Raw genomic sequence first — 25466 nt, forward strand, 5'->3', positions numbered from 1 at the left:
GCAGGCCTAGCGGAGCGCCCGCTCCGGCAGCAGGCCCTGGGTCCTCAACTCGGCGGCGACGAGCGCCGCGTACTCGGTGGCGCCGCGGACCGAGGTGTGGGTGTTGTCCCGCTTCTCGGTCGTCAGGTAGAGCGCCTTGGAGGGCTCGGGGCCGAGCTGTTCGACGCGGGCCTTGGTGAGGGCCGTGAGGTCGATCAGCGGGGTGGACAGGGAGGCGGCGAGGGCCCGGATCTCGGCCGGGTGGTCGACGCCGAGGCCGTTGACGAGCAGGGCGATGCCGTTGTCCAGGGTGCCGTCCGCGTTGAACCAGCGGCGGACGATCGGGGTGACGAGGACGGGCTCGCCGCCCCGGGCCCGCACCCGCTCCACCAGGGTGGTGAGGTTGGCCCGGTAGCCGGCGGCGTCGGTCTGCTTGTCGTTGTGGGCGAGCTGGATCAGGACCGGGTCGCCGGGCCGGATCGCGGCCTCCACCCGGTCGAAGAGGGCCGGGTTCGCGAGGAAGGTGACGGTGCTCTCGCCGCCGTCGGCGTGGTTGGCGACGGCCACCCCCCGCTTCAGGTGGACGGGGAGCCGCTGGCCCCAGCCGGTGTACGGGTCGTCCGGCTGGTCGCAGACGGTGGAGTCGCCGATCAGGAAGAGGCGGGTGGCCGTGGGGGCTGGGGTGACCCGGAGGGCCTCGACCCTCGGGGCGGCACCGTCGAGCAGCAGGCCGAGGCCGGGGGTGCCGGCGGCGCCGGTGGGCTCGCCCTCGGGGTCGCGGACGTCGACGGTGAAGGAGCGGCGGACCCGTTCGCCGGCCCCGGTCGGGGTCTCGGCGAGCAGGGCGCGCCGGGTCTCGCCGCTGATCGCGGTCGCACCCGCGGTGTCGCCGCCGAGGGTGACGGTGACGTCGTACGTGCCGGGCGGCAGGTCGAAGCGGCAGGCGAGGGCGGCGCTTCCGGCGACCGGGGCGCAGTGGTCGAGGCCCTGGCCGTACGGGGTGTCGGCGTGGGCGGTGGCGGGCGCGGTGGCGGCGAGGAGCGCGAGCAGGCTCGCCGCGAGGACCACGGTCCTCTTCATCGGACTTCTCCTGTCGGTCACTTGGGGAGGTGGTCGCCGACGAGGGCGAGGTTCTGGATGGCGGCGAGGCCGTAGAGGGCGGTGGTGTTGGTGCTGATCCAGAGGTGCTCGTAGCCGGGTTCGAGGGCGGCCGGCCCCTGGACGGGCGTCTTGTCCCAGACCATCGCGGACGTGTAGCCGTCGCTCTTGTCGAACTTGGCCCAGGCGCGCTGGGCCAGCTGGGCGTCGTTCAGCTGGGCGGCGGCGTAGGCGTCCTGGCGGGAGTGGCCCTGGAAGAGGAGGAGGGTGCCGAAGTTCTTGCCGTAGCGGGCGGCCTGCTCGGTCTTGGAGGCGTTGAAGTAACGGCAGTAGTCGAGCCAGGCGGACCTGAAGTCCGGCATGTCGACGAGGTCGATGAGCTCCGCGCACATCTCGACGAGCCCGAACATGGCGGAGAGGTGGGAGACGCCGACGACGGGCTGCTCGGCGACCGCGAAGCGCCCGGTGTCGAGGTCGTAGAGGCCCGTGCCCTGCACGAAGCCGTTGGGCTGGGCGGCGATCGTCTCCATGGTGGAACGCAGCCGGGCCTCCGCCTTCGCCGCCTTGGGCCCGCCGCGCTCCCACTCGGTGAGCCAGGCTGCGGCGAGACCGCTCCAGTCGGTGCCGAAGCCGATGGAGAGCGCGTGGCGGTCGGGGGTGTAGGGCTCGGTGCGGATCTTGCGGATGGGGTCGAGGACGAGGAAGGTCTCGTCGGAGTCGACCAAGTCGTGCATGAGGTCGCCGACGCGCTCGTCGGCGGTGAGGAAGTAGTAGGGCCGGCGGTAGACGGCGGTCGAGATCCGCTGCTGCTTGGCGCTGCACGCGAAGTGCTGGACGCCGTGGCGGGTGCCGAGTCCGGCCCACTGGCCCAGGTGGTAGACGTCGACCTCGCCGGTGTGCCGGGTCATGGCCTCGGCGAAGCGGAAGACGTCGGCGCGGCCGGAGCGCAGGTAGGCGTACCAGAGCCACAGGTCGGGCGAGAGCTCGGAGTTGTCCCAGGCGTAGCCGCCGACGTCGTACCGCCACTGGTGCCGGTCCTCGTCGTACGTGTGCATGATGTCGCCGTAATCCCAGAAGCCGTACCAACGGCGCTGCTCGGCCTGGTCCTTGTAGTAGGCGAAGAGGTAGTCGAGCCGGTCCTCGATCCGCGCCTTCGCGGGGGTGGAGCGGTCGACCGGCGAGAACAGTCCGCCGAAGACGCGGGCGCGGACGAGGTCCTCGGGGCTCGCGGCGAGCTGCGGCGGGACACGGACCGCGGCGGCCTGGGCGACGAGGGCGGTCGCGGTCGGGGTGGCGGCGTTGGCCCAGAACATCAGCTCGCTGGTGCGGGCGATGCCGTAGGGGGTCCCGAAGCCGGGCTCGTAGTCCTCGTAGGTGATGTTGAGGCCTTCGAGCTGCTCGGGGAAGGTGTCCTGGCCCATGCCGTCGTGGTAGAAGCGCAGGTCCATGGGCTGCGCCTCGGGCGACCAGAGCCAGAGGGTGACCTCGGCCTCGTCGCCCGCGGCGCCCCGGACGTCGAGCTGGGCGGGGTGCTTCTGCCAGAAGTCCCGCAGCCCGAAGGAGAGCCCGCCGCTCACGCCACCGACGTAGCCGAAGCCGGCGGCGCGCCGACCGCCGCCGGCGGGGATCCAGCCGTGACCGTCCTCGGTGCGCTTGCGGATCCCGAACCCGTCGGCGGTGAGCTGCGAGAGCGTGTAGTCGCCCCACGTGGGGATGTACTGCAGCCGGCTGGTGACCCGCTGGTCCCAGGTGGCCGGGTCGGGCAGCCTCTCCCCCTTGACCTGCGCGGCACGGACGGCGGCGCCGGGATCGCGGCGCAGACCGGTGATGCCCTGGACGGCCTCGGTGAGGAAGCCCGCGCCCTCGCCGGCGAGGCGGACGTGCCGGTCGTAGAAGGCGTCGCGCATCGGAACGGTGAAGCGGACGCCGAGGCCGCGGATGAAGTCCTTGTTCTGGTCGCCGTCGTAGGTGATCGTGTGGATCATCCGGAGGGCCTCGGAGCCGGCGTAGAAGTAGAGCCGCACGGAGAAGGGCAGCCAACTACGGCTCCCCTTGCGGTGCTTGCCGTCGATCCGGACCACGGCCCGCACGGGTCCCGCCTGTTCGACGACGGCGCCGGAGATCTCCCCGTCGAACCGCTCCCACTTGGCGTTGCCCTGGTCGCCGTCGTCGAGGTCGCTCTGCCGCAGCAGCACGAGCCGCCCGTCGGTGGCGATCCGCACGCCGTCGCGGGTGAGGGACTCGACGAGCTTGCCGCCGTCCTTCCACAGCACGGCCTTGACGGCACCGGTGTCGACGGTGATCCTGCGGTCGGTCTCGGTGACGGCGACCTGCCGCGCGCCGGCCGCGGGCGCGCCGGGCGCGAGCGCGTACCGCTCGGCCCCCGCCGCCTCGGGCCCGACCGCGTGCGCGGTCCACTTCAGCGACCCGTCGGGCCAGCGGGCGGTGGTCCACGTCTGTACGGGCACGGGGGCGCCGTCGGCGGTGGTGAGCGCGAACTCCCGGTCCCCCGGGTGCACGCCCTTGGGCCAGGCGACGCCGAAGGTCGACCCGCCGGCGGCACCGAGCCCACCCGGCTCCAGCCACGTGATGCTCGCGGGCCGCTCCTCGGCGGCCGGCTCGGCGGCGGGCGCGGCCTGCGCCTCGCTCCGCCCGAGCACCCAGCTGAACTGGGCGGCGGCACCGGCGACGGCCGCCGCCTTGAGGAGGGAACGACGAGGTATCGAGGACACGTGAACTCCTTTCGAGGGCACGCCTGCGGCACGCCCGGGGGGAGGGGAGGAGGCGCGGGGATACGGGGGTACGGGTAACGGGGTACGGGGGTGGAGAGGTGCACGGGTACGTGTGCGCGTGGACGCGTCCGCGCGTGGGTACGGAGCCGGGCGCGCGGTCCGGCGTGCGGTGGTCCGGCGGTCCGCGTGCCCGCACGGGCCCGGCGGACGGGGCCGCGGCGATCGGGCCCAGGGCCCGATCCTCCGGCAGGGCGATCCCGGCCCGGGGAGCCCCCCGCCCCGGGAGGGGCAGGTGGGGTCAGGCGCCCGCGAGGACGCCCGTGCGGCGCTCGGCGGCGAGGGCCCCGGCGACCAGGAGGCCCAGGGCGGGCAGCGCCAGCGGGGCGGAGAACCAGGCGGAGGCGGCGACGACCGCCATGCCGCAGACGACGAGCAGGGAGCCGGCCGGGTCCCGCAGCGAGCGGCGCCAGGCGCCCGGGAGCAGCGCCCGCCAGGCCGCGCCGGGCCGCCAGGCGGTGGCCGCCCGGAGCACGGTGACGGTCGCCCAGAGCACCGCGAGGATCGCGAGGGCCCCGGCCGCGCGCCCGCCGGGCACCGGCAGCGCCCGTACGAGCGCGAGGTCGGCCCCGACCAGGGCGAGCGCCGCCCACCACGCCAGGCCGACCGCCCAGCCGCCGCCCCGCAGGGCGCCGCGCACCTCGGCGGCGAAGGAGCGCAGCCCGGTCTCCTCGTCCTCGACGGTGCGCCGCAGGTGCCCCGCGCCGGCGGCGAGCGCCGCCGGCAGGGTGACGAGCGGGAGCGCGGCGACGGCGATCCACACCCCCGTCAGCAGGCACTCGGCGAAGACGGCGAAGCGGGCGAGGAAGCGCGCGCCGCGCACCGGGGCACCGGCGGTGGTCACTTGAGCCCCGAGGTGGCCATGCCGTCGATCAGGTACCGCTGGAAGGCGAGGAAGAAGGCGACCACGGGCAGCAGCGCCACCAGCGACATCGCGATCATGCCGCCGTAGTTGGCGACGCCGTCCTGGTCGACGAACATCTTGAGGCCCAGCGACACGGTGTACTTCTCGGGTTCGTTGAGGTAGATCAGCGGGCCCATGAAGTCGTTCCACGCGTTGATGAAGGTGAAGATCGCGCTGGTGATCAGCGCAGGCCGGCACAGCGGCAGCACGATCGACCAGTACGTCCGCAGGTGCCCGCACCCGTCGAGCCGCGCCGCCTCGTCCAGCTCCTTCGGCAGTCCGCGCATGAACTGCACCATCAGGAAGACGAAGAAGGCGTCCGTGGCGAGGTACTTGCCGAGCAGCAACGGCGTGTACGTGTTGATGAGTTCGAGCTTCTGGAACAGCACGTACTGCGGGATGAGCAGCACGTGGTACGGCAGCAGCAGGGTGCCGATCATCAGCGTGAAGAGCAGATTGCGGCCGGCGAAGCCGATCTTGGCGAAGGCGTAGGCGGCGAGCGAGCTGGAGACCAGCACGCCGACGACCGAAGCGAGCGCCAGGAAGAGCGAGTTGCCGAAGAAGGTGGAGATGGGGATGTCGGCGATGCCGTCGGCGAGCCGCCGGTAGTTGTCGGTGATGGGGTCCGTCGGGAGGACGTTCAGGCTGCCGACGATCTCGTCGTTCGGCTTGAACGACCCGCCGATCACCCACATCACCGGGTAGAGCACCACCGCGAGGACGGCGAGCGAGCCGAGGTGCCAGGCGAGAGACCCGGCGCGCAGGCCCCGCGCCCCGGCCCCGGTACGGACGAGGCTCATCGGCCCCCCTCCTCGTAGTGCACCCAGCGCCGCTGGGACCAGAACAGGACCGCCGTGACCAGGCCGACGGCGAGCAGCAGCATCCAGGCCATGGCGGAGGCGAGGCCCATCCGGCTGTTCTCGAAGCCCTGGACGTAGAGGTAGCAGGTGTAGACGAGCGTGCCGTCGGCCGGACCGCAGGCGTTGCCCTGGCTGCCGATGATGTAGGCGGAGCCGAAGATCTGGAAGGAGTGGATGGTCTCCAGGAGCACGTTGAAGAAGAGCACCGGGGAGATCATCGGCAGGGTGATGTTCCAGAACCTGCGCCACGGTCCCGCGCCGTCCATCTGCGCGGCCTCGTACAGCTCGCGGGGCACCTGCTTGAGCCCGGCGAGGAAGATGACCATGGGCGCGCCGAACTGCCAGACGGTGAGCGCCACCAGAGCGTAGATGATCTTGTCGGGGTCGCCGATCCAGCCGCCCGGGTCGAGGCCGATCAGCTGCTGGGCACGGTCGACGGGCGCGTTGTCGGCGAAGAGGGCGCGCCAGACGATGGCGATGGAGACGCTGGCGCCGATGAGCGAGGGGGCGTAGAACGCGGCCCGGTAGAAGCCCTGTCCGCGCCGGCTCTGGTTGAGGAGGACGGCGACGCCGAGGGCGGCGGCCAGCTTCAGCGGGGTGCCGAGGACCACGTACCAGCCGGTGACCTCGACGGAGGTGCGCCAGCGGGGGTCGCCGAACATCTCGGTGAAGTTGTCGAGCCCGATCCAGCGGGGGGCGTCGAAGAGGTTGTAGTCGGTGAAGGCGAAGTAGAGCGAGACGGCCATGGGCCCCGCGGTCAGCAGCAGGAAGCCGGTGATCCAGGGGGACATGAAGAGGTAGCCGGCGAGGTTCTCGCGGGCGTTGCGGCGCCCGGGGGCGCGGCCCGCCGTACGGCGGGGGAGCCCGCCCCGGGGGGAGGGGACCGCGGGCGCGGCCCCCTCCCCCGGCGGGGCCGCCGGGGACTCCGGCGCGGCGGGGTTCGGTACGGTGGTCACGGCGGCGTCCATCAGGCCGAGAGGGCCGTCTTCGCCTCGGTGAAGTACTGCTTCACCGCGTCGGCGACGGTCCGGGTGCCGAGGGACATCTCCTCGGACAGGCGCAGGAAGGCCGCCTCGCAGACGTCGGCGCCGGCCGGGTGCGGGGTGATCGGCTCCAGGACGCGGCTCTCGACGAGCTGCTTCTCGTACGCGGCGATCTGCTTGCCGACCTCGTCGGTGGGGACGTAGGCCGCGTTCTGCGCCTCCGTGGCGGGGACTCCGCGGTCGTAGCCCATGATCTTGCCGACCTCGGGGTCGTGGACCATGAAGTCGATGAACTGGGCGACTTCCTTGGGGTGCTTGGTGCGCTTGGAGGCGCTGAGCATGAGCGAACCGAGGTACTGGCCGGTGCGCTTGCCGTCGGTGGTGGGGATGGGCGCGAGGCCGTACTGGCTCTTGCCCTCGGAGGTGTACCGGACGGTGAAGTTGTCCCAGGTGAATTCGCAGCCGGCGAGTTCGGCGGTGACGGCCGACTTCGGCTTGGCCTGGATGGTCTTCTTCGGGTCGGCGTAGACGCCCGACTTCACGCGCTCGGCGGCCTTGTTCCACCAGTCCGTCAGATCGGCCTCGGTGAAGCCGAGTCCGGAGGAGGTGAAGAAGGCCTTGCCCTGCTGGCGCAGGTACAGGTCGTACAGGTACATGATCCCGTAGGGTCCGGCGTCGCCGGCCCGGCCGGCCGTCTCGTGGATCTTGGCCAGGGCTTCGTGGTACTCGTCCCAGGTCCAGCCGGGCTTGGGGGTGACCTTGGCCTTGGCGAAGACGGTCTCGTCGATGACGAGGGCCATCGAGTTGGAGCCGACGGGGACGCCGACGAGCTTGCCGTCGACCTCGCCGAACTTCTCCAGGCCGGCCCGGAAGCCCTCCAGGCGGAGGTTCCCGGCCTCGACCTGCTCGCGCAGGTCGAGGAGGACGTTCTTGGCGTCGTACTTGCGCAGGAAGCCGATGGCGTTCTGGAAGACGTCGGGCGCATTGCCGCCGGACGCCTGGGTGTTGAACTTCTTCCAGAAGTCCGCGTACGGCTGGAAGTCGGTCTTCACCTTGATTTTCGGGTACTTCTTCTCGAAGAGGGCGATCGACTGGTTGATCCGCTTGGCGCGGTCGTCGGAGCCCCACCAGGTGTACCGGATGGTGACGGTTCCGTCGCCGTTGGCGGAGTCGGAGCCTCCTCCGCAGCCCGCCGCGGTCAGGCCGAGTGCCGCCACCGAGCCACCCGTGATCTTCAGCAGACTCCGACGGTCGACAGTGCCATGAGTACGCACAGTTCGTCCTCCCGCGCGTGATTAGAACGTTTCAGGAAAGCGCTTGCTGGGTCACCGTAGGGTCGCCCGTCAGCCACGTCAACGCTTCGGACAGGATCTTTCGAAGCGCTTCGAACCCCGGGCGCACCCCACCACAGTGAAAGGATTCAAAAACGGGCCGGTCAGGCCAGGCGGATGACGTTCCAGGACATCGGCTCCAGGACGGCCCTCAGGACCCCGCCCACGAGCTCCGTGCCGGCCACCGCGTGGGGCACCACCCGGTCGGGCGCGGCCAGGGTGTTGCGGGCCTCCGGATCGGCGTCGGCGAGCGCGCTGTGCTCCACCACCTCCGTCAGGCCGAAGCCGCGCAGGGTCACGTCGAGCGGCAGCGCCCGGTGCCGGTCGCGGTTGACGGCGAAGACCGTCACGCTCCCGTCCTCCGCCCGCACGGCGGTCGCGTGCAGCAGCGGCACCTCGCCGTACTTCTCGGTGCGGTACGCCGGCGAGACCGGCCGCACGTCGAGCACGGTCCCCCGCCCGTACCGCGCCGCCTGGGCGAACGGGAAGAAGGTCGTCTGCCGCCACGCGGGCCCGCCCGGCTCGGTCATGATCGGCGCGATCACGTTCACCAGCTGGGCGAGGCAGGCCACGGCGATCCGGTCGGCGTGCCGCAGCAGCGTGATGACGAGCGAGCCGAAGACGACCGCGTCGGTGACCGTGTAGACGTCCTCCAGGAGCCGCGGCGCCTCCTGCCAGTCCTCGAAGGGGTGCGGGTTGGGACGGCGCTGGTACCAGACGTTCCACTCGTCGAACGAGAGCGTGAGCCGCTTCTCCGACTTCAGCCGGGCGGCCACGTGGTCGCAGGTGGCGACGACCTCCTCGATGAACGCCTCCATGTGCACGGCGGAGGCGAGGAAGGAGTCCCGGTCGCCGTCCGTCTCCTCGTAGTAGGCGTGCAGCGAGACGTGATCGACGACCTCGTACGCCTCCGCCAGCACCGTCGCCTCCCAGGCCGCGAAGGTCGGCAGGTCACGGGCGGAGCTGCCACAGGCGACGAGTTCCAGGTCCGGGTCGATCTGGCGCAGCGCCCGGGCCGTCTGGGCGGCGAGCCGGCCGTACTCCTCGGCGGTCTTCTGCCCCGTCTGCCAGGTGCCGTCCATCTCGTTCCCCAGACACCACAGGCGGATGCCGAACGGGTCCTTGTCGCCGTGACTCACCCGCAGATCGGAGAGGGCCGTGCCGCCGGGGTGGTTGGCGTACTCGACCAGATCCATCGCCTCCGCGATGCCCCGGGTGCCGAGGTTCACAGCCATCATCGGCTCGGCCTGCGGCCCCAGCTTCCGCAGGAACCCCATGAACTCGCTCAGCCCGAAGCGGTTCGACTCGGTCGACCGCCAGGCGACGTCCAGCCGCCGCGGCCGCTCCTCGGCCGGCCCCACACCGTCCTCCCACCGGTACCCCGAGACGAAGTTCCCGCCGGGGTAGCGGACGGCCGTCACCCCCAGCTCGCGCACGAGATCGAGGACGTCGGTGCGCAGGCCGTCGGCGTCGGCGGCGGGGTGCCCCGGCTCGTAGACGCCGGTGTAGACACAGCGCCCGAGGTGCTCGACGAAGGAGCCGAAGAGGCGGGGGTCGACGGGGCCGACGGTGAAGTCGGGGTCGAGGGTGAAGCGGGCGGTGCGCTCGGGAAGTGACACGAAGAATCCTCTCGTTCGAGATTTCGACCAATGGCCGCATGTCCGAACGAGAACGTAAGAGGGGGGTCGGCGCCGGGTCAATGGATCACCGGCGGACTGGATCCCGGATCCGGGAGATCGGATCCGGGAGGTTGGATCCGGGAGGTTGGATCCGGGAGGTTGGATCCGGGAGGTTGGATCCGGGAGGTTGGATCCGGGAGGTTGGATCCAAGAGCTCGGATCCTGGATCCAACCTCCGGGATCCCGAACCCTGGATCTCGGATCCAATCTCCCGGATCCCGGATCCCGGATCCCCACCCGCCCAAGCCGAAGGCCGGGCGGGCCCCCTTCGGGGACCGCCCGGCCTCGTCGTACGCGGAGCCCGCTCTCGCGGGGCGGGCTGTTATTCGAGCAGCTCCGCGTACGAGCCCATGGCCAGGGCGATGTCCGCCTGGGCCCAGAACCGGTGGTAGGTGAAGACGGGGGCGGCGCCGCCCGCCAGGTAGGCCTCGATCTTCGGCCAGGCCGGGTCGTCCTGGTAGAAGGAGCGGATCGAGGCGAAGGTGGAGGTGTTGTTCACCGTGTCGCCGTTCGGCATCACGCCGGTCCAGCCGCTCGGGACGTAGACCGGGTCGTCGAAGCGGTTGTAGTCGGCGCGGGTCTCCTCGACGGCGATGCCGAGCGGGTCCTGGTGGTGGTCCCACATGCCGTCGAGCAGGGCCTTGGCGACCCGCTTGGCCTCCGCGTGGCCGGACTTGGCCGCGTAGTAGGTGAGGGTCTTGGCGTAGGCGGCGGCGACGCCGACGTCGTTGGTGTAGTCGGCGACGGTGACGTGCAGGCCGTTGTTGGCGCCGGGGTTCGCCGCGTTCCAGGTGTCGGGCGCGCCGGACCACTGGAGGGTGGACGGGATGCGGAAGGTGCCGTCGGGGTTGACGGTGGTCTTGGACAGCGCCCAGGAGACCCACTTGTCGAGGACGGTCTTCGCGGCGGTGTCACCGGTCTGCTGGTAGTACTCGGCGACGCGCTCCATGGACCAGGCCTGGAAGCCGAACCACTGGTTCGACGCCGGGTCGTGGTAGACGGGCTTCTCGTCGTAGTACATGCCGTGGAAGGTGGGGGTGCCGGCCGGCGGGGTGGCGTAGCGGCCCTGCCAGCTGTTGGTGGCGCCGCCCGCGATGGCGCCCTCGCTGGACTGGAGCCAGCGGTAGAACTCCAGCTGCCGGTCGAGGCTGGTCGCCCAGTCCGCCTGCCCGGTCGCCGACTTGGGCTTGAGCGGGGCGTACTCGCTGAGCGCGTACGCGGCGAGCGGGTTCTGGTAGCCGCTGTGGTTGTGGCTGGATCCGATGCGCCACGACCAGCCGGCGGAGGTGTCGACGGCGCCGCCCCAGGCGTAGTACCAGGACATCAGGTAGTGGGCGCTGTCCTTGCCGGTGCCGGCCGGGCAGGCGGTCGGGCCGACGCAGTTCCCGATCTTCTTGAAGTACTTGTCGAACATCGCGTACCGCAGGTAGTCGCCCATCTTGGCGGCCTTGCCGACGGTGGCGGAGACCTGCGCGCCCTTGCCCTGCTCCTTGGCCCAGAGGTCGGCCCAGTAGGCGGCCTGGACGGCGCGGGCGTCGGCGTCGGGGGCGTTGGTGTACTTCCACTGCTTGGCGTAGGAGGCGTCCCCGGTGAAGATGTCGAGGTAGCCGTTCTTGCCGCCGTAGGAGAAGTTGTCGCAGGTCGGGTGGGTGACGGTCTCCCAGACCGACTCCTGCGGGCCGCGCTGGAAGGTGTTGATGTAGGAGGGGCCGGTCGCCGTCGGTCCGGCGGAGCACTTGCCGGGCTCGTTGCCGAAGCCGTAGACGTTGTCGACGTCCTGGATCCAGTGCATGCCGTAGATGTCGTCGGTGCCGTAGGCGCTCTTCAGCTCGGCCGCGATCGGGTCGGAGCCGGAGGTGACGCCGGAGTCGAGGCGCGCCGGGTACTGCGAGGGGAGGTCCCACTCGGGGGCGTAGGTGGCGGGCTTCGAGGCGTTGTAGGAGGAGTTCGTCGGCTGGTCGGCGTGGGTCGGGATCATGAACTTCTCCATGACGTCCCACGCGCCGTTGAACTTGGTCCAGTCGCCGGTGATCTTGCCGTACATGGCCTGGAGCCAGATGAGGTAGCTGTACGCCTCCGAGGTCGTCTCGTGCCCGTGGTCGGGGGCCTCGACGATCAGGGTCTCGACGGAGTGGTACGGGATGCCCTCGGGCGAGAAGTAGCCGTTGGCCGGGTTGGTGATCTTCCCGTACAGGTCGAGGAAGCGGGCGTCGTACGTGGAGTCCGCGGCGAGCTGGGTGGCCTGGATCTCCGCGGCGGCGTGGCCGGGGGCGGTCGCGGTGAAGACGGCGACGCCGGTGCCGGTCGCGGCGGCGGTGACGGTCACCTTCTGGGCGGTGTTCCAGTTCGCCGGGGTGAAGGTGAGCGTGGCCGGGGAGGCCGTCAGACCGGTGTTGCCCGAGGCGCGGGCCACGGTGACGGTCACGTTCGCCGTCGGGGCCTTCGACAGCCTGAGGTCGAAGGTGCCGGTGGAGCCCTGGCGGACGGCCAGCTGGCCGGGGGTCGCGACGAGCGCGGGGCCGGCGGCGACGGTGATGCCGACCGGGGCGGACTCGCCGGAGGCGCCCTGGCTGTCGTACGCCTTGGCGTAGAGCGAGTGGGCGCCGGTGGCGAGGCCCGCCGCGCTGTAGGTGAAGGGCGCGGTGGTGTCGGTGCCGAGCAGGGTCGTGTCGCTGTAGAACTCGACCTTGTCGACGGTGGCGCCGTCGGCCCCGGCGGCGGTGGCCGCGAGCGGGACGGCGTCGCCCTGGGCGTAGACCGCGCCGGCGGCGGGGCTGGTGAGGACGGCGACCGGCGGCTGGTGGGCACCGGCGCAGAACGTGCCGTTGACGGCGAAGTCCGTCGGGGCCGCGTTGGCGCCGCTGTACGTGAACTGGCCGCCGGCCGTGACGGCGGCGCCGGCGGCGATCGTGCCGTTCCAGCCGGCGTTGGTGACGGTGACGTTCTTGCCGGTCTGTGACCAGACCCCGCTCCAGCCGTTGGTGAGCTTCTGGTCACCGGCGTAGGAGTAGGTGAGGGTCCAGCCGTCGATGGCGGCGGTGCCCCGGTTGGTCAGGGTGAGTTCGGCGGTGAAGCCCGAACCCCAGTCGTTGGTCTTGTAGTCGACGCTGCACGCGATGGCGGCGGCCTGCGCGGTGCCGGCTCCGGCGCCGGCGGCCAGCAGGCCGAGGGGGAGCGAGAGCGCGGCGGTCAGGGCGGTCAGGTGCCTGCGTGGGCGGCGTGGTCTCAGGCGTTGCATGCGGGTGGATCTCCTCGCGGCTCGGGAGGTCGGGGTGGTGCGAAGAGCGGACCGTACGGAGCGCGGTCGTGGTGCGGGGAAACGCGCCGTACGGGGGGTGCGTGAACAAGCCATGAACCAGTGGGAGCGCTCCCACTGTGCAAGCGTGACGCAACCACGTCAAGATGCGTGAAGAGTCGAAGGCAAACGACGAGCAATTTCCCCAACTCCTCTTTTGCTTGGCCGCCGTTGCCGCTACGGTCTGCCCGACCAGTGGGAGCGATTCCATCCAGTCGGCACGCCGTAGGAAGCGTGCCCTCGCTGCGAGGACTCGCTCATGCGACGACCCCCACGTCTCACCGCGCTGCTCTCAGGGGCAGCGGTCACGATGGCGAGCACCGCGCTCGCCGTCGTGGGTACGGCCTCAGGAGCCGCGGCCGCACCCGTCTGCACCGTGGAGTACTCGGTCACCAACCAGTGGACCGGAGGCTTCCAGGGTGCCGTCACCGTCACGAACAACAGCACGGCGCTGAACGGCTGGAGCCTCGGCTTCTCCTTCCCGGCCGGCCAGCAGGTCAGCCAGGGCTGGGGCGGCAAGTGGACCCAGTCCGGCGCCGCCGTGACCGTCGCCAACGAGAGCTGGAACGCCTCTCTCGGCTCCGGCGCGCAGGTGACGACGGGCTTCATCGCCTCGTGGACGGGGGCCAACACGGCCCCGACCGCGTTCACGCTCGGCGGTGTGCCCTGCAACGTGGACGGGCCGACCACTCCGCCCACCAGTACGCCTCCGACCACTCCGCCCACGACTCCCCCGACCGACCCTCCGACCACCCCGCCCACCACTCCCCCGACCACACCACCCACCACCCCGCCCACCTCGCCGCCGCCCACCCCGGTCTCCGGCGCGCCCGAACTCACCGTCACCGGCAACAAGTTCACCGACCAGAACGGTGCGGTCCGCCGGCTCCTCGGGGTCAACCGCTCCGGCGGCGAGTTCATGTGCGTGCAGGGCTACGGCATCTGGGACGGTCCGGTCGACGACGCGTCCGTCAAGGCGATCGCCGACTGGAAGGCCAACACGGTCCGCATCCCCCTCAACGAGGAGTGCTGGCTGGGCCTGGACAACATCAAGCCCGAGTACCGGGGCACGAACTACATCGACGCCGTCAAGGACCTGGTGACCAAGGTCCTCGCCCACGGCATGACCCCGGTCGTCGAACTGCACTGGACCCACGGCCAGTACACCGGAAACTCCTCCGGCTGCGCCGACGTGCACGCCAGCTGCCAGAAGCCGATGCCGAACGCCCAGTACACCCCGGCGTTCTGGACCTCGGTGGCGAACACCTTCAAGAACGACAAGCGGGTCGTCCTCGACCTCTTCAACGAGCCCTATCCGGACCGGGCGACCTCCACCGCGACCCAGGCATGGACCTGCTGGCGCGACGGCGGCACCTGCCCCGGCATCGGGTACGAGGTCGCCGGCATGCAGGACCTGGTGGACGCGGTCCGCGCCACGGGGGCGAAGAACCTCGTCCTCGTCCCGGGCATCGCGTACTCCAACGACCTGAGCCAGTGGCTCACGTACCGCCCCACGGATCCGGCGGCCAACCTGGCCGCCGCCTGGCACGTCTACAACTTCAACACCTGTTCCACCGAGACGTGCTGGAACGACACCCTCGCCCCCGTGGCCGCACAAGTGCCCCTCCTCGCGGGCGAGATCGGCGAGAACACCTGCGGACACGCGTTCGTCGACCGCGTCATGAAGTGGTTCGACGACCGCGGGCTCTCGTACCTGGGCTGGACCTGGAACACCTGGAACTGCAACTCCGGTCCCGCGCTGATCACCTCGTACGACGGCACCCCCACCGCATTCGGCATCGGGCTGCGCGACCACCTGCGCGCCCTCGCCCCGTGACCTCCGCCGGTCCCGTACATCCGAAGAATCCCCAGAAAGGAATCACCACCCCCATGAGCCGCACCAGCCGTACCGCCCTCCTGGCGGCCCTCGGCCTCATCGCAGCGTCCGGAGCGACCGCCACGGTCTTCGGCTCCACCGCCGGCGCAGCCACCCCCGGCTGCAAGGTGGACTACTCCGTCACCAACCAGTGGAGCACCGGCTTCGGCGCCAACGTCGTCGTCACCAACACCGGTGACCCGACGTCCTCGTGGACCCTGGAGTGGTCCTACGCCGGCAACCAGCAGGTGACCCAGGGCTGGAACGCCACCATCACCCAGTCCGGCGCCGCCGTCACCGCCAAGAGCATGTCCTACAACGGGGCGCTCGCGACCGGCGGTTCGACGTCCTTCGGCTTCAACGGCTCCTACAGCGGCACCAACGCGGTGCCCGCCACCTTCAAGCTGAACGGCGTCACCTGCAACACCGCCACCCAGCCGACCGACCCGCCGACCACGCCGCCCACCACGCCGCCGACGACCCCGCCGACGACGCCGCCCACCACCCCGCCGGGCGCGAAGGCCGACAACCCGTACGCCGGGGCCAAGGTGTACGTCAACCCGGACTGGCGCGCCAAGGCCGCGGCGGAGCCGGGCGGCAGCCGGATCGCCGACCAGCCCACCGGCGTCTGGATGGACCGCATCGCCGCCATCAACGGCACGCCCGGCGCCCGGGGCCTGCGCGCCCACCTCGACGAGGCCCTGGTGCAGAAGGGCTCCGGCGAGCTGGTCGTCCAGCTGGTCGTCTACAACCTGCCCGGCCGCGACTGTGCCGCGCTCGCCTCCAACGGCGAGCTGGGCCCGACGGAGATCGACCGCTACAAGAGCGAGTACATCGACCCGATCGCCGCGATCCTCGCCGACCCGAAGTACGCGGGCCTGCGGATCGTCACCACGGTCGAGATCGACTCGCTCCCGAACCTCGTCACCAACGTCTCCGGCCGCCCCACCGCGACCGAGAACTGCGACGTGATGAAGGCGAACGGCAACTACATCAAGGGCGTCGGCTACGCGCTCAACAAGCTCGGCGCGATCCCCAACGTCTACAACTACGTCGACGCGGGCCACCACGGCTGGCTGGGCTGGGACTCCAACTTCGGTCCCTCCGCCGAGCTGTTCAAGACGGCCGCGACCGCCGAGGGCTCCACGGTCGCCAACGTCCACGGCTTCATCGTGAACACGGCCAACTACAGCGCCCTGAAGGAGGACCACTTCAAGATCTCCGACAGCGTCAACGGCACCTCCGTGCGCACGTCGAAGTGGATCGACTGGAACCAGTACACGGACGAGCTGTCCTACGCCCAGGCGATGCGCGACAAGCTCGTCTCGCTCGGCTTCGACAGCAAGCTCGGCATGCTGATCGACACCTCCCGCAACGGCTGGGGCGGCACCGCCCGGCCCACCGGCCCGGGTGCCCTGACCAGCGTCGACACCTATGTGAACGGCGGCCGTTACGACCGTCGCATCCACCTCGGCAACTGGTGCAACCAGTCCGGCGCCGGCCTCGGCGAGCGGCCCCAGGCGGCTCCCGCCGCGGGCATCGACGCGTACGTCTGGATGAAGCCCCCGGGCGAGTCCGACGGCGCGTCGAAGGAGATCCCGAACACCGAGGGCAAGGGCTTCGACCGCATGTGCGACCCGACCTACACGGGCAACGCCCGTAACGGCAACAGCATGTCCGGCGCGCTCCCCGACGCCCCGATCTCGGGCCAGTGGTTCTCGGCCCAGTTCCAGGAGCTCATGAAGAACGCGCACCCCGCGCTGTAACCCCTCACAGGGGGCGCCGTCCCGGCCCGGCGGGACCGGGACGGCGCCCCCGTGGGGAAGCGACCAAGGCCGGACGGGTCCGGGAACCCCGTCCGGCCTCTCGCATGCCGTCCGCCGGCGGGTGGCACCTCGGCAAGTGGCCCGTGGGCAAGGCGCCCCCGCCAAAGGGCCCGTCGGCGAGACGCCCCCCGGCAGAAGACCCGTCGGCGGGAATCCCGTCAGCAGGACTCCCGGACCACCAGTTCCGTCGGCAGGACGCGCTTCGGGGTGTCCTCCCGGGTGCCCGAGGCGTCGTCGAGGAGCATGCGGGCCATGGTGCGGCCCATCTCCTCGATGGGCTGGCGGACGCTGGTGAGCGGCGGGTCCATGAGGCGGGCGACCGGGGAGTCGTCGACGCCGACGAGGGCGACGTCCTCGGGGACGCGCCGGCCGGCCTCGCGGAGGGCGGCCCGGGCGCCGGCGGCCATGACGTCGGACGCGGCGAAGACGGCGTCCAGGCCGGGGCGGCGCTCCAGGAGCTCGCGCATGGCCGAGCGGCCGCCGTCCTCGGTGAAGTCGCCGGCGGCGACCAGGCCCTCGTCGGGGGCGTGGCCCGCCTCCGCCAGGCCGGCGCGGTAGCCGCCGAGGCGGGCCCGGGCCACGTACATGTCCAGGGGGCCGGTGACGGTGGCGATGCGCTGCCGCCCGCGGCCGACGAGGTGGGCGACGGCGGCGCGGCCGGCGCCGATGTTGTCGGAGTCGACGTACGCGACGGATTCGGCTTCGGAGCGGCGGCCGTTCATGACGACCGGGATGCCGAGTTCGCGGACGCGGTCGGGGAGCGGGTCGTCGCCGTGCACGGAGGCGAGCAGGACGCCGTCGACGCGCTGGGCGGCGAGGTACTGCTCGAAGCGCTGCCGCTCCTGTTCGCTGCGGACCAGGGTGAGCAGCAACTGCTTGTCGGCCTCGGCCAGTTCGGCGCTGACGCCGCGGATGAGGTCAAGGAAGTAGGGCTCGGCGAAGAGCCGCGCCTCGGCCTCGGGGATGACGAGGGCGACGGCGTCCGTGCGGCTGCCGGCGAGGGCGCGGGCGGCCTGGTTGGGGACGTAGCCGAGTTCGGCGACGGCCCGGGCCACGGCGGCGCGGGTCTGTTCGCTGACGCGCGGGGAGCCGTTGATGACCCGCGAGACGGTGCCCCGGCCGACTCCGGCGCGGGCCGCGACCTGCTCCAGGGTGGGTCTGCTGTTCTGCCGTCCGTTCACCGTCGCCGTGCTCCCCTCGTCGGACCTCGTGCCGCTCGCCAGAGCCGGGCACACCGGGATGGGAGCGCTCCCACCCTAGAGTACGGCGACGCGAATCCGCCACGCGCGCGTTCAGGAGATGACGTGAAGACCGGCGCCGGGGGCTCCGGAAACCCGCGGAACACCTTCCGGTAACGAATCCGCGTTCATGTCTTGACACCCCCACCCACCCGGCGGCAACCTTCCGGCAACGACGTGGGAGCGCTCCCATCGGGGGGCGGCACAGCCTGCATCAGGTCCGCGCAGGGCCCGCCGAGCCGCGAGCAGCCGGCCGGACCTCTTGGCGCACAACGAGCACCACCTTGGACGAGGAGAGTGGAATGGGCACTTCCAGCAGCAGACGCGGACGCCGCACGGCCGCCGCGGCGGTCGCCGCAGTGGTGACCGGGACGGTCCTGCTCACCGGTTGCGGAAGCGACAAGGACGACGAGGCCGGGAAGGACGGCGGGAAGATCACCCTGCGCGTCGGCACCTTCGGCTCGTTCGGCTACGACAACAAGACCGGCGCGAAGCTCTACGCCGAGTACGAGCGGCTCCACCCGAACATCAAGATCGAGGAGTCGAACGTCTCCGACGGTCAGAAGTACTGGGACACCCTGAAGCTGCGCCTCTCCCAGAACAGCGGCACCGCCGACATCCAGGCGATCGAGGTCGGCTACATCGCCGAGGCCACCGGCCCGACCATGGCCGCCAAGTGGCTGGACGTCGTCAAGGAGGGCGGCGCCGACACCTCCAAGTTCCTCGACTGGAAGGTCAAGCAGGCCACCACCGCCGACGGCAAGGTCATCGGCCTCGGCACCGACATCGGCCCCATGGCGGTCTGCTACAACAAGGACCTCTTCGCCAAGGCCGGACTGCCCACCGAGCGCGAAGAGGTCGGCAAGCTGTGGAGCGGCGACTGGGCGAAGTTCCTCACGGTCGGTGAGACGTACAAGAAGAAGGCGCCCGCCGGCACCGCCTTCCACGACTCCGCGAGCGGCCTGTTCAACGCGGTGCTCTCCAGCGACCCCGTCCAGTACGCCGACTCCAGCGGGAAGCTCGACTGGGAGAACAGCCCCGGCGTGAAGAAGGCCTGGGAGCTCGGCGTCAAGGCCGCCGAGGGCGGACTCACCGCCAAGCTGCGCCAGTTCGACGAGGCGGGCACCTGGAACGCCGCCTTCAAGAACTCCAAGTTCGCCACCGTCGCCTGCCCGTCCTGGATGACCGGCATCATCAAGGACCAGGCCGGCCCCGCCAACCAGGGCAAGTGGGACATCGCCGCGCCGCCGGTCGCCGGCAACTGGGGCGGCGCCTTCCTCGGCGTTCCCAAGGCGAGCAAGCACCCGAAGGAGGCCGCCGAGCTCGCGGCCTGGCTGACCGCCCCCGAGCAGCACGCCAAGGTCTTCGCGGTGAACGGCAACATCCCGTCCTCCAAGGACACCCTCCTCTCCCCGGCGGTGCAGAACGCCAAGCTGCCGTACTTCGGCGACACCCCGGTCGGCAAGATCTTCTCCTCGGCGGCGGCCGGCATCACCCCCGCCGTCATCAGCCGCTACGACGGCCAGGTGAAGACCTTCCTCACCGACAACGGCATCCTCGACATCGAGCAGCGCGGCACCGACCCGGCCAAGGCCTGGGAGAACGTCAAGAAGCTGGTCGACGACAAGATCCAGCAGTAGCGGGGACCGCGTGCCGGCCCGCCGCCACCTGCCGGCGGCGGGCCGGCGCCGTCCGCACCACCGCACGCATCGACCTGGAAGGACGCCACCCGTGGCCACCTCCGTACGGGCGGAGCGGGGCGGCACCCCGCCGCCCCCCGCACCGCCCTCCCCGCCCGCCCCGCGCGGCCGGCGCCGCCGCTCCGGCCCGGGCGGCTGGCGCAGCACCCTCTACCGCTGGGACGTCAAGGCGATCCCGTACGTCTTCATCACGCCCTTCTTCCTCACCTTCGCCGCCTTCGGCCTCTTCCCGCTGATCTACACGGGCTGGCTCTCGCTCAACCGGGTCGAGCTCGGCGGCACCCCCGAGTGGAAGGGCCTGGAGAACTACACCGACCTCGCCACCAGCGAGTTCTTCTGGAACGCGCTCCTCAACACCTTCACCATCGGTGTCATCTCCACCGTCCCGCAGCTGCTGATGGCCCTCGGCCTCGCCCACCTGCTGAACTACAAGCTCCGCGGCCGCGGCTTCTTCCGGGTCGCGATCCTCGCCCCGTACGCCACCTCGATCGCGGCGGCGACGCTGGTCTTCGCCCAGCTCTTCAACACCGACTACGGCATGATCAACAGCCTGCTCGACTGGTTCGGGATCGGGCCGATCGACTGGAAGAACTCCAAGTGGCCGGCGCAGATCGCGATCTCCGTCATCGTCACCTGGCGCTGGACCGGCTACAACGCGCTGATCTACCTGGCCGCCATGCAGGCCGTGCCGCAGGACCTCTACGAGGCCGCCTCGCTCGACGGCGCCTCCCGCTGGCGCCAGTTCCTCAGCGTCACCATCCCCTCCATCCGGCCGACGATCTTCTTCACGATCATCGTCTCCACCATCGGCGCCACCCAGCTCTTCGGCGAGCCGATGCTCTTCGGCGGCAGCGTCGGCATCAGCGGCGGCAGCGGCCACCAGTTCCAGACCCTGAGCCTCCTGATGTACGAAAAGGGCTGGATCACCGGCGCGCTGGGCTCCGCCTCGGCGATCGCCTGGGTCATGCTGGCGCTCCTGCTGCTCATCGGCGGCATCCAGGCCCTCGTCTCCCGCCGCAACCGCAAGAAGCTGGGGGACTGACCCATGGCCCGCACCCTCGACTCCACGCCCGCCGTCGAACCGAAGACGGCCGGAGAGCGCCCGCCGCGCCGCCGCTTCCGCCAGACCGCGGGCCGGCAGCACCACGCGGGACCGCTCACCTACGTGCTGCTCGTCATCGCCACGGTGGTCTCGCTCTTCCCGCTGTACTGGAACGTGGTCGCCGCCTCGCACACCGGCGACCGGGTGGTCCAGGCCCCCGCGCCGCTGCTGCCCGGCTCCCGTCTCCTCGACAACCTCACCTTCGCCTGGGACCAGGTCGACATGGGCGAGGCGCTGATCAACACCACGGTCGTGGCGAGCCTGGTGGCCGCCTCCACCGTCCTCTTCTCCACGCTCGCCGGCTTCGCCTTCGCCAAACTGCCCTTCAAGGGGCGTGGCATGCTGCTCTCGCTGGTGGTCGCCACGATGACCATCCCGCCGCAGCTCAGCGTCATCCCGCTGTACCAGATCATCACCGACCTCGGCTGGTTCGACCAGCTCCAGTCGGTCGTACTGCCCTCGCTCGTCGCGGCCTTCGGCGTCTTCTTCATGCGCCAGTTCCTCGTCGAGGCGCTCCCCGTCGAGCTGGTCGAGGCGGCCCGCATGGACGGGGCGCACAGCCTGCGGATCATCTGGCACGTGGTCTTCCCGGTGGCCCGCCCGGCGATGGCGGTGCTCGGCATGCTCGTCTTCGTGCAGGCCTGGAACGACTTCTTCTGGCCCTTCATCGCGCTCACCCCGGACGGCAACCCGACCCTCCAGGTCGCGCTCGCCGGCCTCGGCGCGGGCAACCACACCGTCGACCACGCGATCGTCCTGACCGGCGCGCTGATATCGACCGTGCCGCTGCTGCTGGTCTTCGCCTTCCTGGGCAAGCACATCGTGGGCGGCATCACCGCCGGCGCGGTCAAGAGCTGACCGGCCGCCCTCCTCTCCGTACCGCCACCCTCTCGGCTCCGTACGGGTCCGCCGCAGTCGCCGGACCCGTCACGGGCCGACCCGTACCCCGCGTTGGGAGCGCCCTCCTATGACCGCGTCCGAGACCCGGCCGCTCACCGCCACCCGCACGTTCCCCTCCGACTTCCTCTGGGGCGCGGCGACCGCCGCCTACCAGATCGAGGGGGCCGCCCGTGAGGACGGCCGCACCCCGTCCATCTGGGACACCTTCTCCCACACCCCCGGCAAGGTCTTCGAGGGCCACACCGGGGACGTGGCCGTCGACCACTACCACCGCTTCCGCGAGGACGTCGGGCTCATGGCCGAACTCGGCCTGAACGCCTACCGGTTCTCCGTCTCCTGGTCCCGCGTCCAGCCCACCGGCCGGGGCCCGGCCGTCCAGAAGGGCCTGGACTTCTACCGGTCGCTCGTCGACGAGCTGCTCGCCGCCGGCATCGAGCCGGCCCTCACCCTCTACCACTGGGACCTGCCGCAGGAGCTGGAGGACGCGGGCGGCTGGCCCGAGCGGGCGACGGCCGAGCGGTTCGCCGAGTACGCGGGGATCGTCGCCGACGCCGTCGGCGACCGCGTCAAGCGGTGGACCACGCTCAACGAGCCCTGGTGCAGCGCCTTCCTCGGGTACGGCTCCGGGGTGCACGCCCCCGGCCGCACCGACCCGGTCGCCGCGCTGCGCGCCGCGCACCACCTCAACCTCGGCCACGGGCTCGCCGTCCAGGCGCTGCGCGCCTCGCTGCCGGCGGACCGTCAGATCGCGGTCTCGCTCAACCTTCACGAGGTGCGGGCGCGCAGCGGCGCCGCCGAGGACGTGGAGGCGGCCCGCCGGATCGACGCCGTCGGCAACCGCGTCTGGCTCGGCCCGATGCTGGAGGGCGCCTACCCCGAGGACCTGATCGCCGACACCCGCCACCTGACCGACTGGTCCTTCGTGCAGCCCGGCGACACGGCGACGGCCAACCAGCCGCTGGACTTCCTCGCCATCAACTACTACGCGCCCACGCTCGTGGCGCACGTCGCCGAGGGCGAGGAGAAGCCGCAGGACGACGGGCACGGCGACAGCGCCCACTCGCCGTGGCCGGGCGCCGACTCGGTCGCCTTCCACCGCGCGCCCGGCGAGCGGACGGCGATGGGCTGGCCGGTGGACCCGAGCGGCCTGTACGACCTGCTGCGCCGAACCTCGGAGGCGTACCCGGGGCTGCCGCTGGTGATCAGCGAGAACGGCGCCGCGTACGAGGACGTGGTCGGCGAGGACGGCGGGGTGCACGACCCGGAGCGCACCGCCTACGTGCACGCGCACCTGGCGGAGGTGCACCGGGCGATCGCCGACGGCATCGACGTCCGCGGCTACTACCTGTGGTCGCTCCTCGACAACTTCGAGTGGGCGTACGGCTACGCGAAGCGGTTCGGCATGGTCCACGTCGACTACGACACCCTGCGGCGCACCCCGAAGACCAGCGCCCGCTGGTACGCGGGCGTGGCCCGCTCGGGCGAGCTGCAGGCGCCCGACGCGGTCTGAGCCCACGGCCTGGTGGCCGTGCCGGTCGTCACCGGCACCGCCACCAGGCCTTTCTGGCGAATGATCAGATGTCGATGACCCGGTAGCCGATGACGTAGATCCCGCCGGAGCCCTCCACGCTGCGCCACTGGGTCTCGGCGCCGGCCTCGCTGCCGGTGACGAGGGTGGCGCCCAGCTTGTCGTCGCCGCTGGTGGAGTCGTAGTCCCACAGCGTCAGGGTGCGGGCCTGCTGCTTGCCCAGGATGAGCGCGGCGCTGCCGTTGCCGTCGGCCATGGAGCGGACGTAACCGGTTCCCATGGTCTGGTACTTGAGGCCGTTGCCCGGCCAGACCTTGACGGCGTTGCCGTTGGCGTCGGTGATCTTGAGGTAGGCCTCGTCGTGGTCGCCCTCGCTGTTCTTCTGGCAGTGCAGCTCGACGAGTTCGATCCGCACGTAGTCGATCGGCTCGGCGTGGGCGGTGCCGGCGAAGGCGGCGAGGCTGCCGAGTCCGAGGAGGGCGGTGGCGGCGATGCGTGCGGCCCGGTTCTTGCGCATGGTGTGTCTCCCCCGAAGGTGTTCGTTCGCTTCTCTTCCGTGCCGTTCCCCCGGCACGTCCCCTACTGTGCCGTCGGGCCCGGGCCTCGCTCTACGCGCGTTCCGCTCAACGGAACCGGGATCAGGGGGCGAGCGCGGCCGGCGGGACGGACCGGTGCGGCACCCCGCGGGCCAGGGCGCGGCCGAGGGCGGCCCCCGCGCCGGCGACGGCCTCGCCGAGCGCGTCGAGCCGTCGCCCGGCCGGCACCATCGCGGCGAGCGCGGCGACGGTCCGCCCGTCCCGGCCCCGGACGGGGAAGGCGGCGCAGCACACGCCGTCCATCACGTCCTCCCGGTCGAGGACCGGCCCGCCCCTGAGCGGTCCGCGCAGGGCGTGTCCGGCGGCGGTGTCGAGCCGGAACGCGGTGCCGTCGCGCACCGGCACCAGCGGTTCCAGCTCGCCCGGGGCGGAGGCGACGACGATGGCCTGGTCCTCGCGGAGCACGGCGAGGACGACGCTGGCGCCGGTCGCGGCGCGCAGCCGCTGCACCGGCAGCCGGGCCGCGAGCCGGAGCCCCGGGTGCGGCTCCCACGCCTGTCCGAGGCGGTAGAGCTGCGGTCCGACGCGGTAGCGGGAGCCGCACCGCTCCACCGCGCCGACGGTGACGAGCTGGTCGAGCAGCCGGTGGGCGCTGCCCTTCGGCACCCCGCAGGCGAGGGCGAGTTCGGTGACGCCCGCCTCGTCGCCGCGGCGGCGCAGCGCGTCGAGGAGGGCGAAGGCGCCTTCGAGCACGCCCCGGCCGCGTCCGGGCCTGTCCGGCATGCCGTCCCGCTCCGCGCCGACGGGTCTCGGTCGTGTCCCGTGGTCCATGGGTGGCGTCCCCTTGTCTCTCGGCCCGGCCGGTGTCCCCCATGGCACGGCTCCGGGCGCCCTCCCACGATGCCGCAGACCCGGACGCATCACCGAGGGGTTCGGCACCGGTGCGTCGCGGCGGTACGGTCCGGGGCCGCCGGTAGGGTCACCGGCCGTGACTCCCGTACGCCTCCGCCGCCGCGCCGCGCTCGCCGGTGCCGCGCTGGCCGCGCTCCTGGTGGCCGCCCCCGCGCCGACCGCGGCCCCGGCCCGTACCCTCACGGTGATCGCCCACCGGGGCGCGTCCTCGGCGGCGCCCGAGAACACGCTGGTCGCGGGCGAGGTGGCGCGCCGGGGCGGGGCGGAGTGGATCGAGAACGACGTCCGGCCGAGCCGGGACGGGGTGCCGTACGTGGTGCACGACGCGACGGTGGACCGGACGACCGACGGTTCGGGCGCGGTGCGGGAGCTGACCTCGGCGGAGCTGGACGCGCTGGACGCGGGTGCCTGGTTCGCGCCGTCCTTCGCCGGGGCCCGGGTGCCGACGCTCGCCGCGCAGCTGGCGGACCTGCGGGAGCGGGGCGGGCGGCTGCTCCTGGAGGTCAAGGGCGCGCACACCCGGGCGGAGGTGGCGCGGATCGTGCGGGACGTGCGGGAGCAGCGGATGGCGGAGCGGGTGGTGGTGCAGAGCTTCGACGCGGTGTCGCTGCGGTACGCGCGGGAGCTGGCGCCGGAGCTGCCGCGGGCGCTGCTGCGGGACCGGCTCGACGAGGATCCGGTGGCGGTGGCGCGGGACCTCGGCCTGGCCGCGTACCACGTGTCGGACCGGGGTCTGTCGGCCCGGCCGGGTGTGGTGGCGGAGCTGCGTGCGGCGGGGGTGGCGGTGAACGTGTGGACGGTCGACGCGCCGGCGCGCTGGCGGGCGCTCGCCGAGCTGGGGGTGGACGGGGTGATCACGGACCGTCCGGCGGAGCTGGCCGGCTGGAACGCGGCGCGCGCCGGGCAGCGCTGAGGGCCGGGCCCGTCGTG

18 protein-coding genes are annotated in these 25466 nt (G+C 71.8%); 7 read left to right on the forward strand and 11 right to left on the reverse strand.

Annotation, left to right across the window (positions count from 1 at the left end; genetic code table 11):
* Positions 1 to 6: 6 nt before the first annotated feature.
* The 8 genes from ABZ621_RS22620 to ABZ621_RS22655 all read right to left on the reverse strand — a co-directional run bounded on the left by ABZ621_RS22620 (position 7) and on the right by ABZ621_RS22655 (position 12861).
* Positions 7 to 1059 (reverse strand): rhamnogalacturonan acetylesterase, encoded by a 1053-nt coding sequence (locus tag ABZ621_RS22620; RefSeq protein ID WP_360607237.1) that lies wholly within the window; start codon positions 1057 to 1059, stop codon positions 7 to 9.
* A gap of 17 nt (positions 1060 to 1076) precedes the next feature.
* Positions 1077 to 3809 carry a Tat pathway signal sequence domain protein gene (locus tag ABZ621_RS22625; RefSeq protein ID WP_360607239.1) on the reverse strand — a complete coding sequence of 911 codons (2733 nt, stop codon included), beginning with the start codon at positions 3807 to 3809 and terminating at the stop codon, positions 1077 to 1079.
* A gap of 298 nt (positions 3810 to 4107) precedes the next feature.
* Positions 4108 to 4710 carry a hypothetical protein gene (locus tag ABZ621_RS22630; protein WP_360607241.1) on the reverse strand — a complete coding sequence of 201 codons (603 nt, stop codon included), beginning with the start codon at positions 4708 to 4710 and terminating at the stop codon, positions 4108 to 4110.
* Complete coding sequence (locus ABZ621_RS22635) at positions 4707 to 5570, reverse strand: carbohydrate ABC transporter permease (protein WP_360607243.1); 864 nt, start codon at positions 5568 to 5570, stop codon at positions 4707 to 4709. The genes ABZ621_RS22630 and ABZ621_RS22635 overlap by 4 nt, the downstream gene beginning before the upstream one ends.
* Positions 5567 to 6586: a sugar ABC transporter permease gene (locus ABZ621_RS22640; RefSeq protein WP_360607245.1), complete on the reverse strand. Its 1020-nt coding sequence runs from the start codon at positions 6584 to 6586 to the stop codon at positions 5567 to 5569. Before ABZ621_RS22640 ends, ABZ621_RS22635 begins: the two co-directional genes overlap by 4 nt.
* An 11-nt stretch (positions 6587 to 6597) precedes the next feature.
* Positions 6598 to 7887 carry an extracellular solute-binding protein gene (locus ABZ621_RS22645; protein WP_360607247.1) on the reverse strand — a complete coding sequence of 430 codons (1290 nt, stop codon included), beginning with the start codon at positions 7885 to 7887 and terminating at the stop codon, positions 6598 to 6600.
* Between the two features lie 161 nt (positions 7888 to 8048).
* Positions 8049 to 9563, reverse strand: coding sequence for an alpha-N-arabinofuranosidase (locus ABZ621_RS22650; RefSeq protein WP_360607249.1), 1515 nt, complete (start codon positions 9561 to 9563; stop codon positions 8049 to 8051).
* A gap of 382 nt (positions 9564 to 9945) precedes the next feature.
* Entirely contained in the window at positions 9946 to 12861 is a 2916-nt protein-coding gene (locus ABZ621_RS22655; protein ID WP_360607251.1) for a glycoside hydrolase family 48 protein, read from the reverse strand.
* 316 nt (positions 12862 to 13177) lie between these two features.
* Between ABZ621_RS22655 and ABZ621_RS22660 the strand changes: the two genes are divergently transcribed.
* The gene (locus tag ABZ621_RS22660; RefSeq protein WP_360607253.1) at positions 13178 to 14755 is read left to right on the forward strand and encodes a cellulase family glycosylhydrolase; all 1578 of its coding nucleotides are present in this window, start codon (positions 13178 to 13180) and stop codon (positions 14753 to 14755) included.
* A 53-nt stretch (positions 14756 to 14808) separates the two neighbouring features.
* Positions 14809 to 16560 carry a glycoside hydrolase family 6 protein gene (locus ABZ621_RS22665; RefSeq protein WP_360607255.1) on the forward strand — a complete coding sequence of 584 codons (1752 nt, stop codon included), beginning with the start codon at positions 14809 to 14811 and terminating at the stop codon, positions 16558 to 16560.
* A 218-nt stretch (positions 16561 to 16778) separates the two neighbouring features.
* Here ABZ621_RS22665 and ABZ621_RS22670 read toward each other — a convergent pair whose 3' ends face one another.
* On the reverse strand, positions 16779 to 17801 hold the full coding sequence (locus ABZ621_RS22670; RefSeq protein WP_360607257.1) for a LacI family DNA-binding transcriptional regulator: 1023 nt from the start codon (positions 17799 to 17801) through the stop codon (positions 16779 to 16781).
* A gap of 359 nt (positions 17802 to 18160) precedes the next feature.
* Here ABZ621_RS22670 and ABZ621_RS22675 point away from each other — a divergent pair, with 359 nt between their 5' ends.
* From ABZ621_RS22675 to ABZ621_RS22690, 4 genes are all read left to right on the forward strand, one after another.
* A complete protein-coding gene (locus tag ABZ621_RS22675; protein WP_360607259.1) occupies positions 18161 to 19498 on the forward strand; it encodes an ABC transporter substrate-binding protein in 1338 nt (445 codons plus the stop codon).
* A 91-nt stretch (positions 19499 to 19589) separates the two neighbouring features.
* Positions 19590 to 20600, forward strand: coding sequence for a sugar ABC transporter permease (locus ABZ621_RS22680; protein WP_360607261.1), 1011 nt, complete (start codon positions 19590 to 19592; stop codon positions 20598 to 20600).
* 3 nt (positions 20601 to 20603) lie between these two features.
* Positions 20604 to 21518: a carbohydrate ABC transporter permease gene (locus ABZ621_RS22685; RefSeq protein WP_360607263.1), complete on the forward strand. Its 915-nt coding sequence runs from the start codon at positions 20604 to 20606 to the stop codon at positions 21516 to 21518.
* A gap of 109 nt (positions 21519 to 21627) precedes the next feature.
* Positions 21628 to 23070, forward strand: coding sequence for a GH1 family beta-glucosidase (locus ABZ621_RS22690; protein ID WP_360607265.1), 1443 nt, complete (start codon positions 21628 to 21630; stop codon positions 23068 to 23070).
* 64 nt (positions 23071 to 23134) lie between these two features.
* On the opposite strand, the gene ABZ621_RS22695 is transcribed toward ABZ621_RS22690, so the two are convergent.
* Both ABZ621_RS22695 and ABZ621_RS22700 read right to left on the reverse strand, forming a co-directional pair.
* Positions 23135 to 23605 (reverse strand): hypothetical protein, encoded by a 471-nt coding sequence (locus tag ABZ621_RS22695; RefSeq protein WP_360607267.1) that lies wholly within the window; start codon positions 23603 to 23605, stop codon positions 23135 to 23137.
* A 121-nt stretch (positions 23606 to 23726) separates the two neighbouring features.
* Positions 23727 to 24407, reverse strand: coding sequence for a helix-turn-helix domain-containing protein (locus tag ABZ621_RS22700; RefSeq protein ID WP_360607269.1), 681 nt, complete (start codon positions 24405 to 24407; stop codon positions 23727 to 23729).
* Positions 24408 to 24612: 205 nt separating this feature from the next.
* Between ABZ621_RS22700 and ABZ621_RS22705 the strand changes: the two genes are divergently transcribed.
* Positions 24613 to 25449 (forward strand): glycerophosphodiester phosphodiesterase family protein, encoded by an 837-nt coding sequence (locus tag ABZ621_RS22705; RefSeq protein WP_360607271.1) that lies wholly within the window; start codon positions 24613 to 24615, stop codon positions 25447 to 25449.
* Positions 25450 to 25466: the final 17 nt, after the last annotated feature.

The organism is Streptomyces sp. NPDC007863 (assembly GCF_040633895.1).
Classification (GTDB): Bacteria; Actinomycetota; Actinomycetes; order Streptomycetales; family Streptomycetaceae; genus Streptomyces.

What these genes read in the sequence shown, in the direction of transcription:
- ABZ621_RS22620 (WP_360607237.1), bottom strand. Translation starts at nt 1,059, where the DNA reads ATGAAGAGGACCGTGGTCCTCGCGGCGAGCCTGCTCGCGCTCCTCGCC.
- ABZ621_RS22635 (WP_360607243.1), bottom strand. Translation starts at nt 5,570, where the DNA reads ATGAGCCTCGTCCGTACCGGGGCCGGGGCGCGGGGCCTGCGCGCCGGG.
- ABZ621_RS22655 (WP_360607251.1), bottom strand. Translation starts at nt 12,861, where the DNA reads ATGCAACGCCTGAGACCACGCCGCCCACGCAGGCACCTGACCGCCCTG.
- ABZ621_RS22660 (WP_360607253.1), top strand. Translation starts at nt 13,178, where the DNA reads ATGCGACGACCCCCACGTCTCACCGCGCTGCTCTCAGGGGCAGCGGTC.
- ABZ621_RS22665 (WP_360607255.1), top strand. Translation starts at nt 14,809, where the DNA reads ATGAGCCGCACCAGCCGTACCGCCCTCCTGGCGGCCCTCGGCCTCATC.
- ABZ621_RS22675 (WP_360607259.1), top strand. Translation starts at nt 18,161, where the DNA reads ATGGGCACTTCCAGCAGCAGACGCGGACGCCGCACGGCCGCCGCGGCG.
- ABZ621_RS22685 (WP_360607263.1), top strand. Translation starts at nt 20,604, where the DNA reads ATGGCCCGCACCCTCGACTCCACGCCCGCCGTCGAACCGAAGACGGCC.
- ABZ621_RS22690 (WP_360607265.1), top strand. Translation starts at nt 21,628, where the DNA reads ATGACCGCGTCCGAGACCCGGCCGCTCACCGCCACCCGCACGTTCCCC.
- ABZ621_RS22695 (WP_360607267.1), bottom strand. Translation starts at nt 23,605, where the DNA reads ATGCGCAAGAACCGGGCCGCACGCATCGCCGCCACCGCCCTCCTCGGA.
- ABZ621_RS22700 (WP_360607269.1), bottom strand. Translation starts at nt 24,407, where the DNA reads ATGCCGGACAGGCCCGGACGCGGCCGGGGCGTGCTCGAAGGCGCCTTC.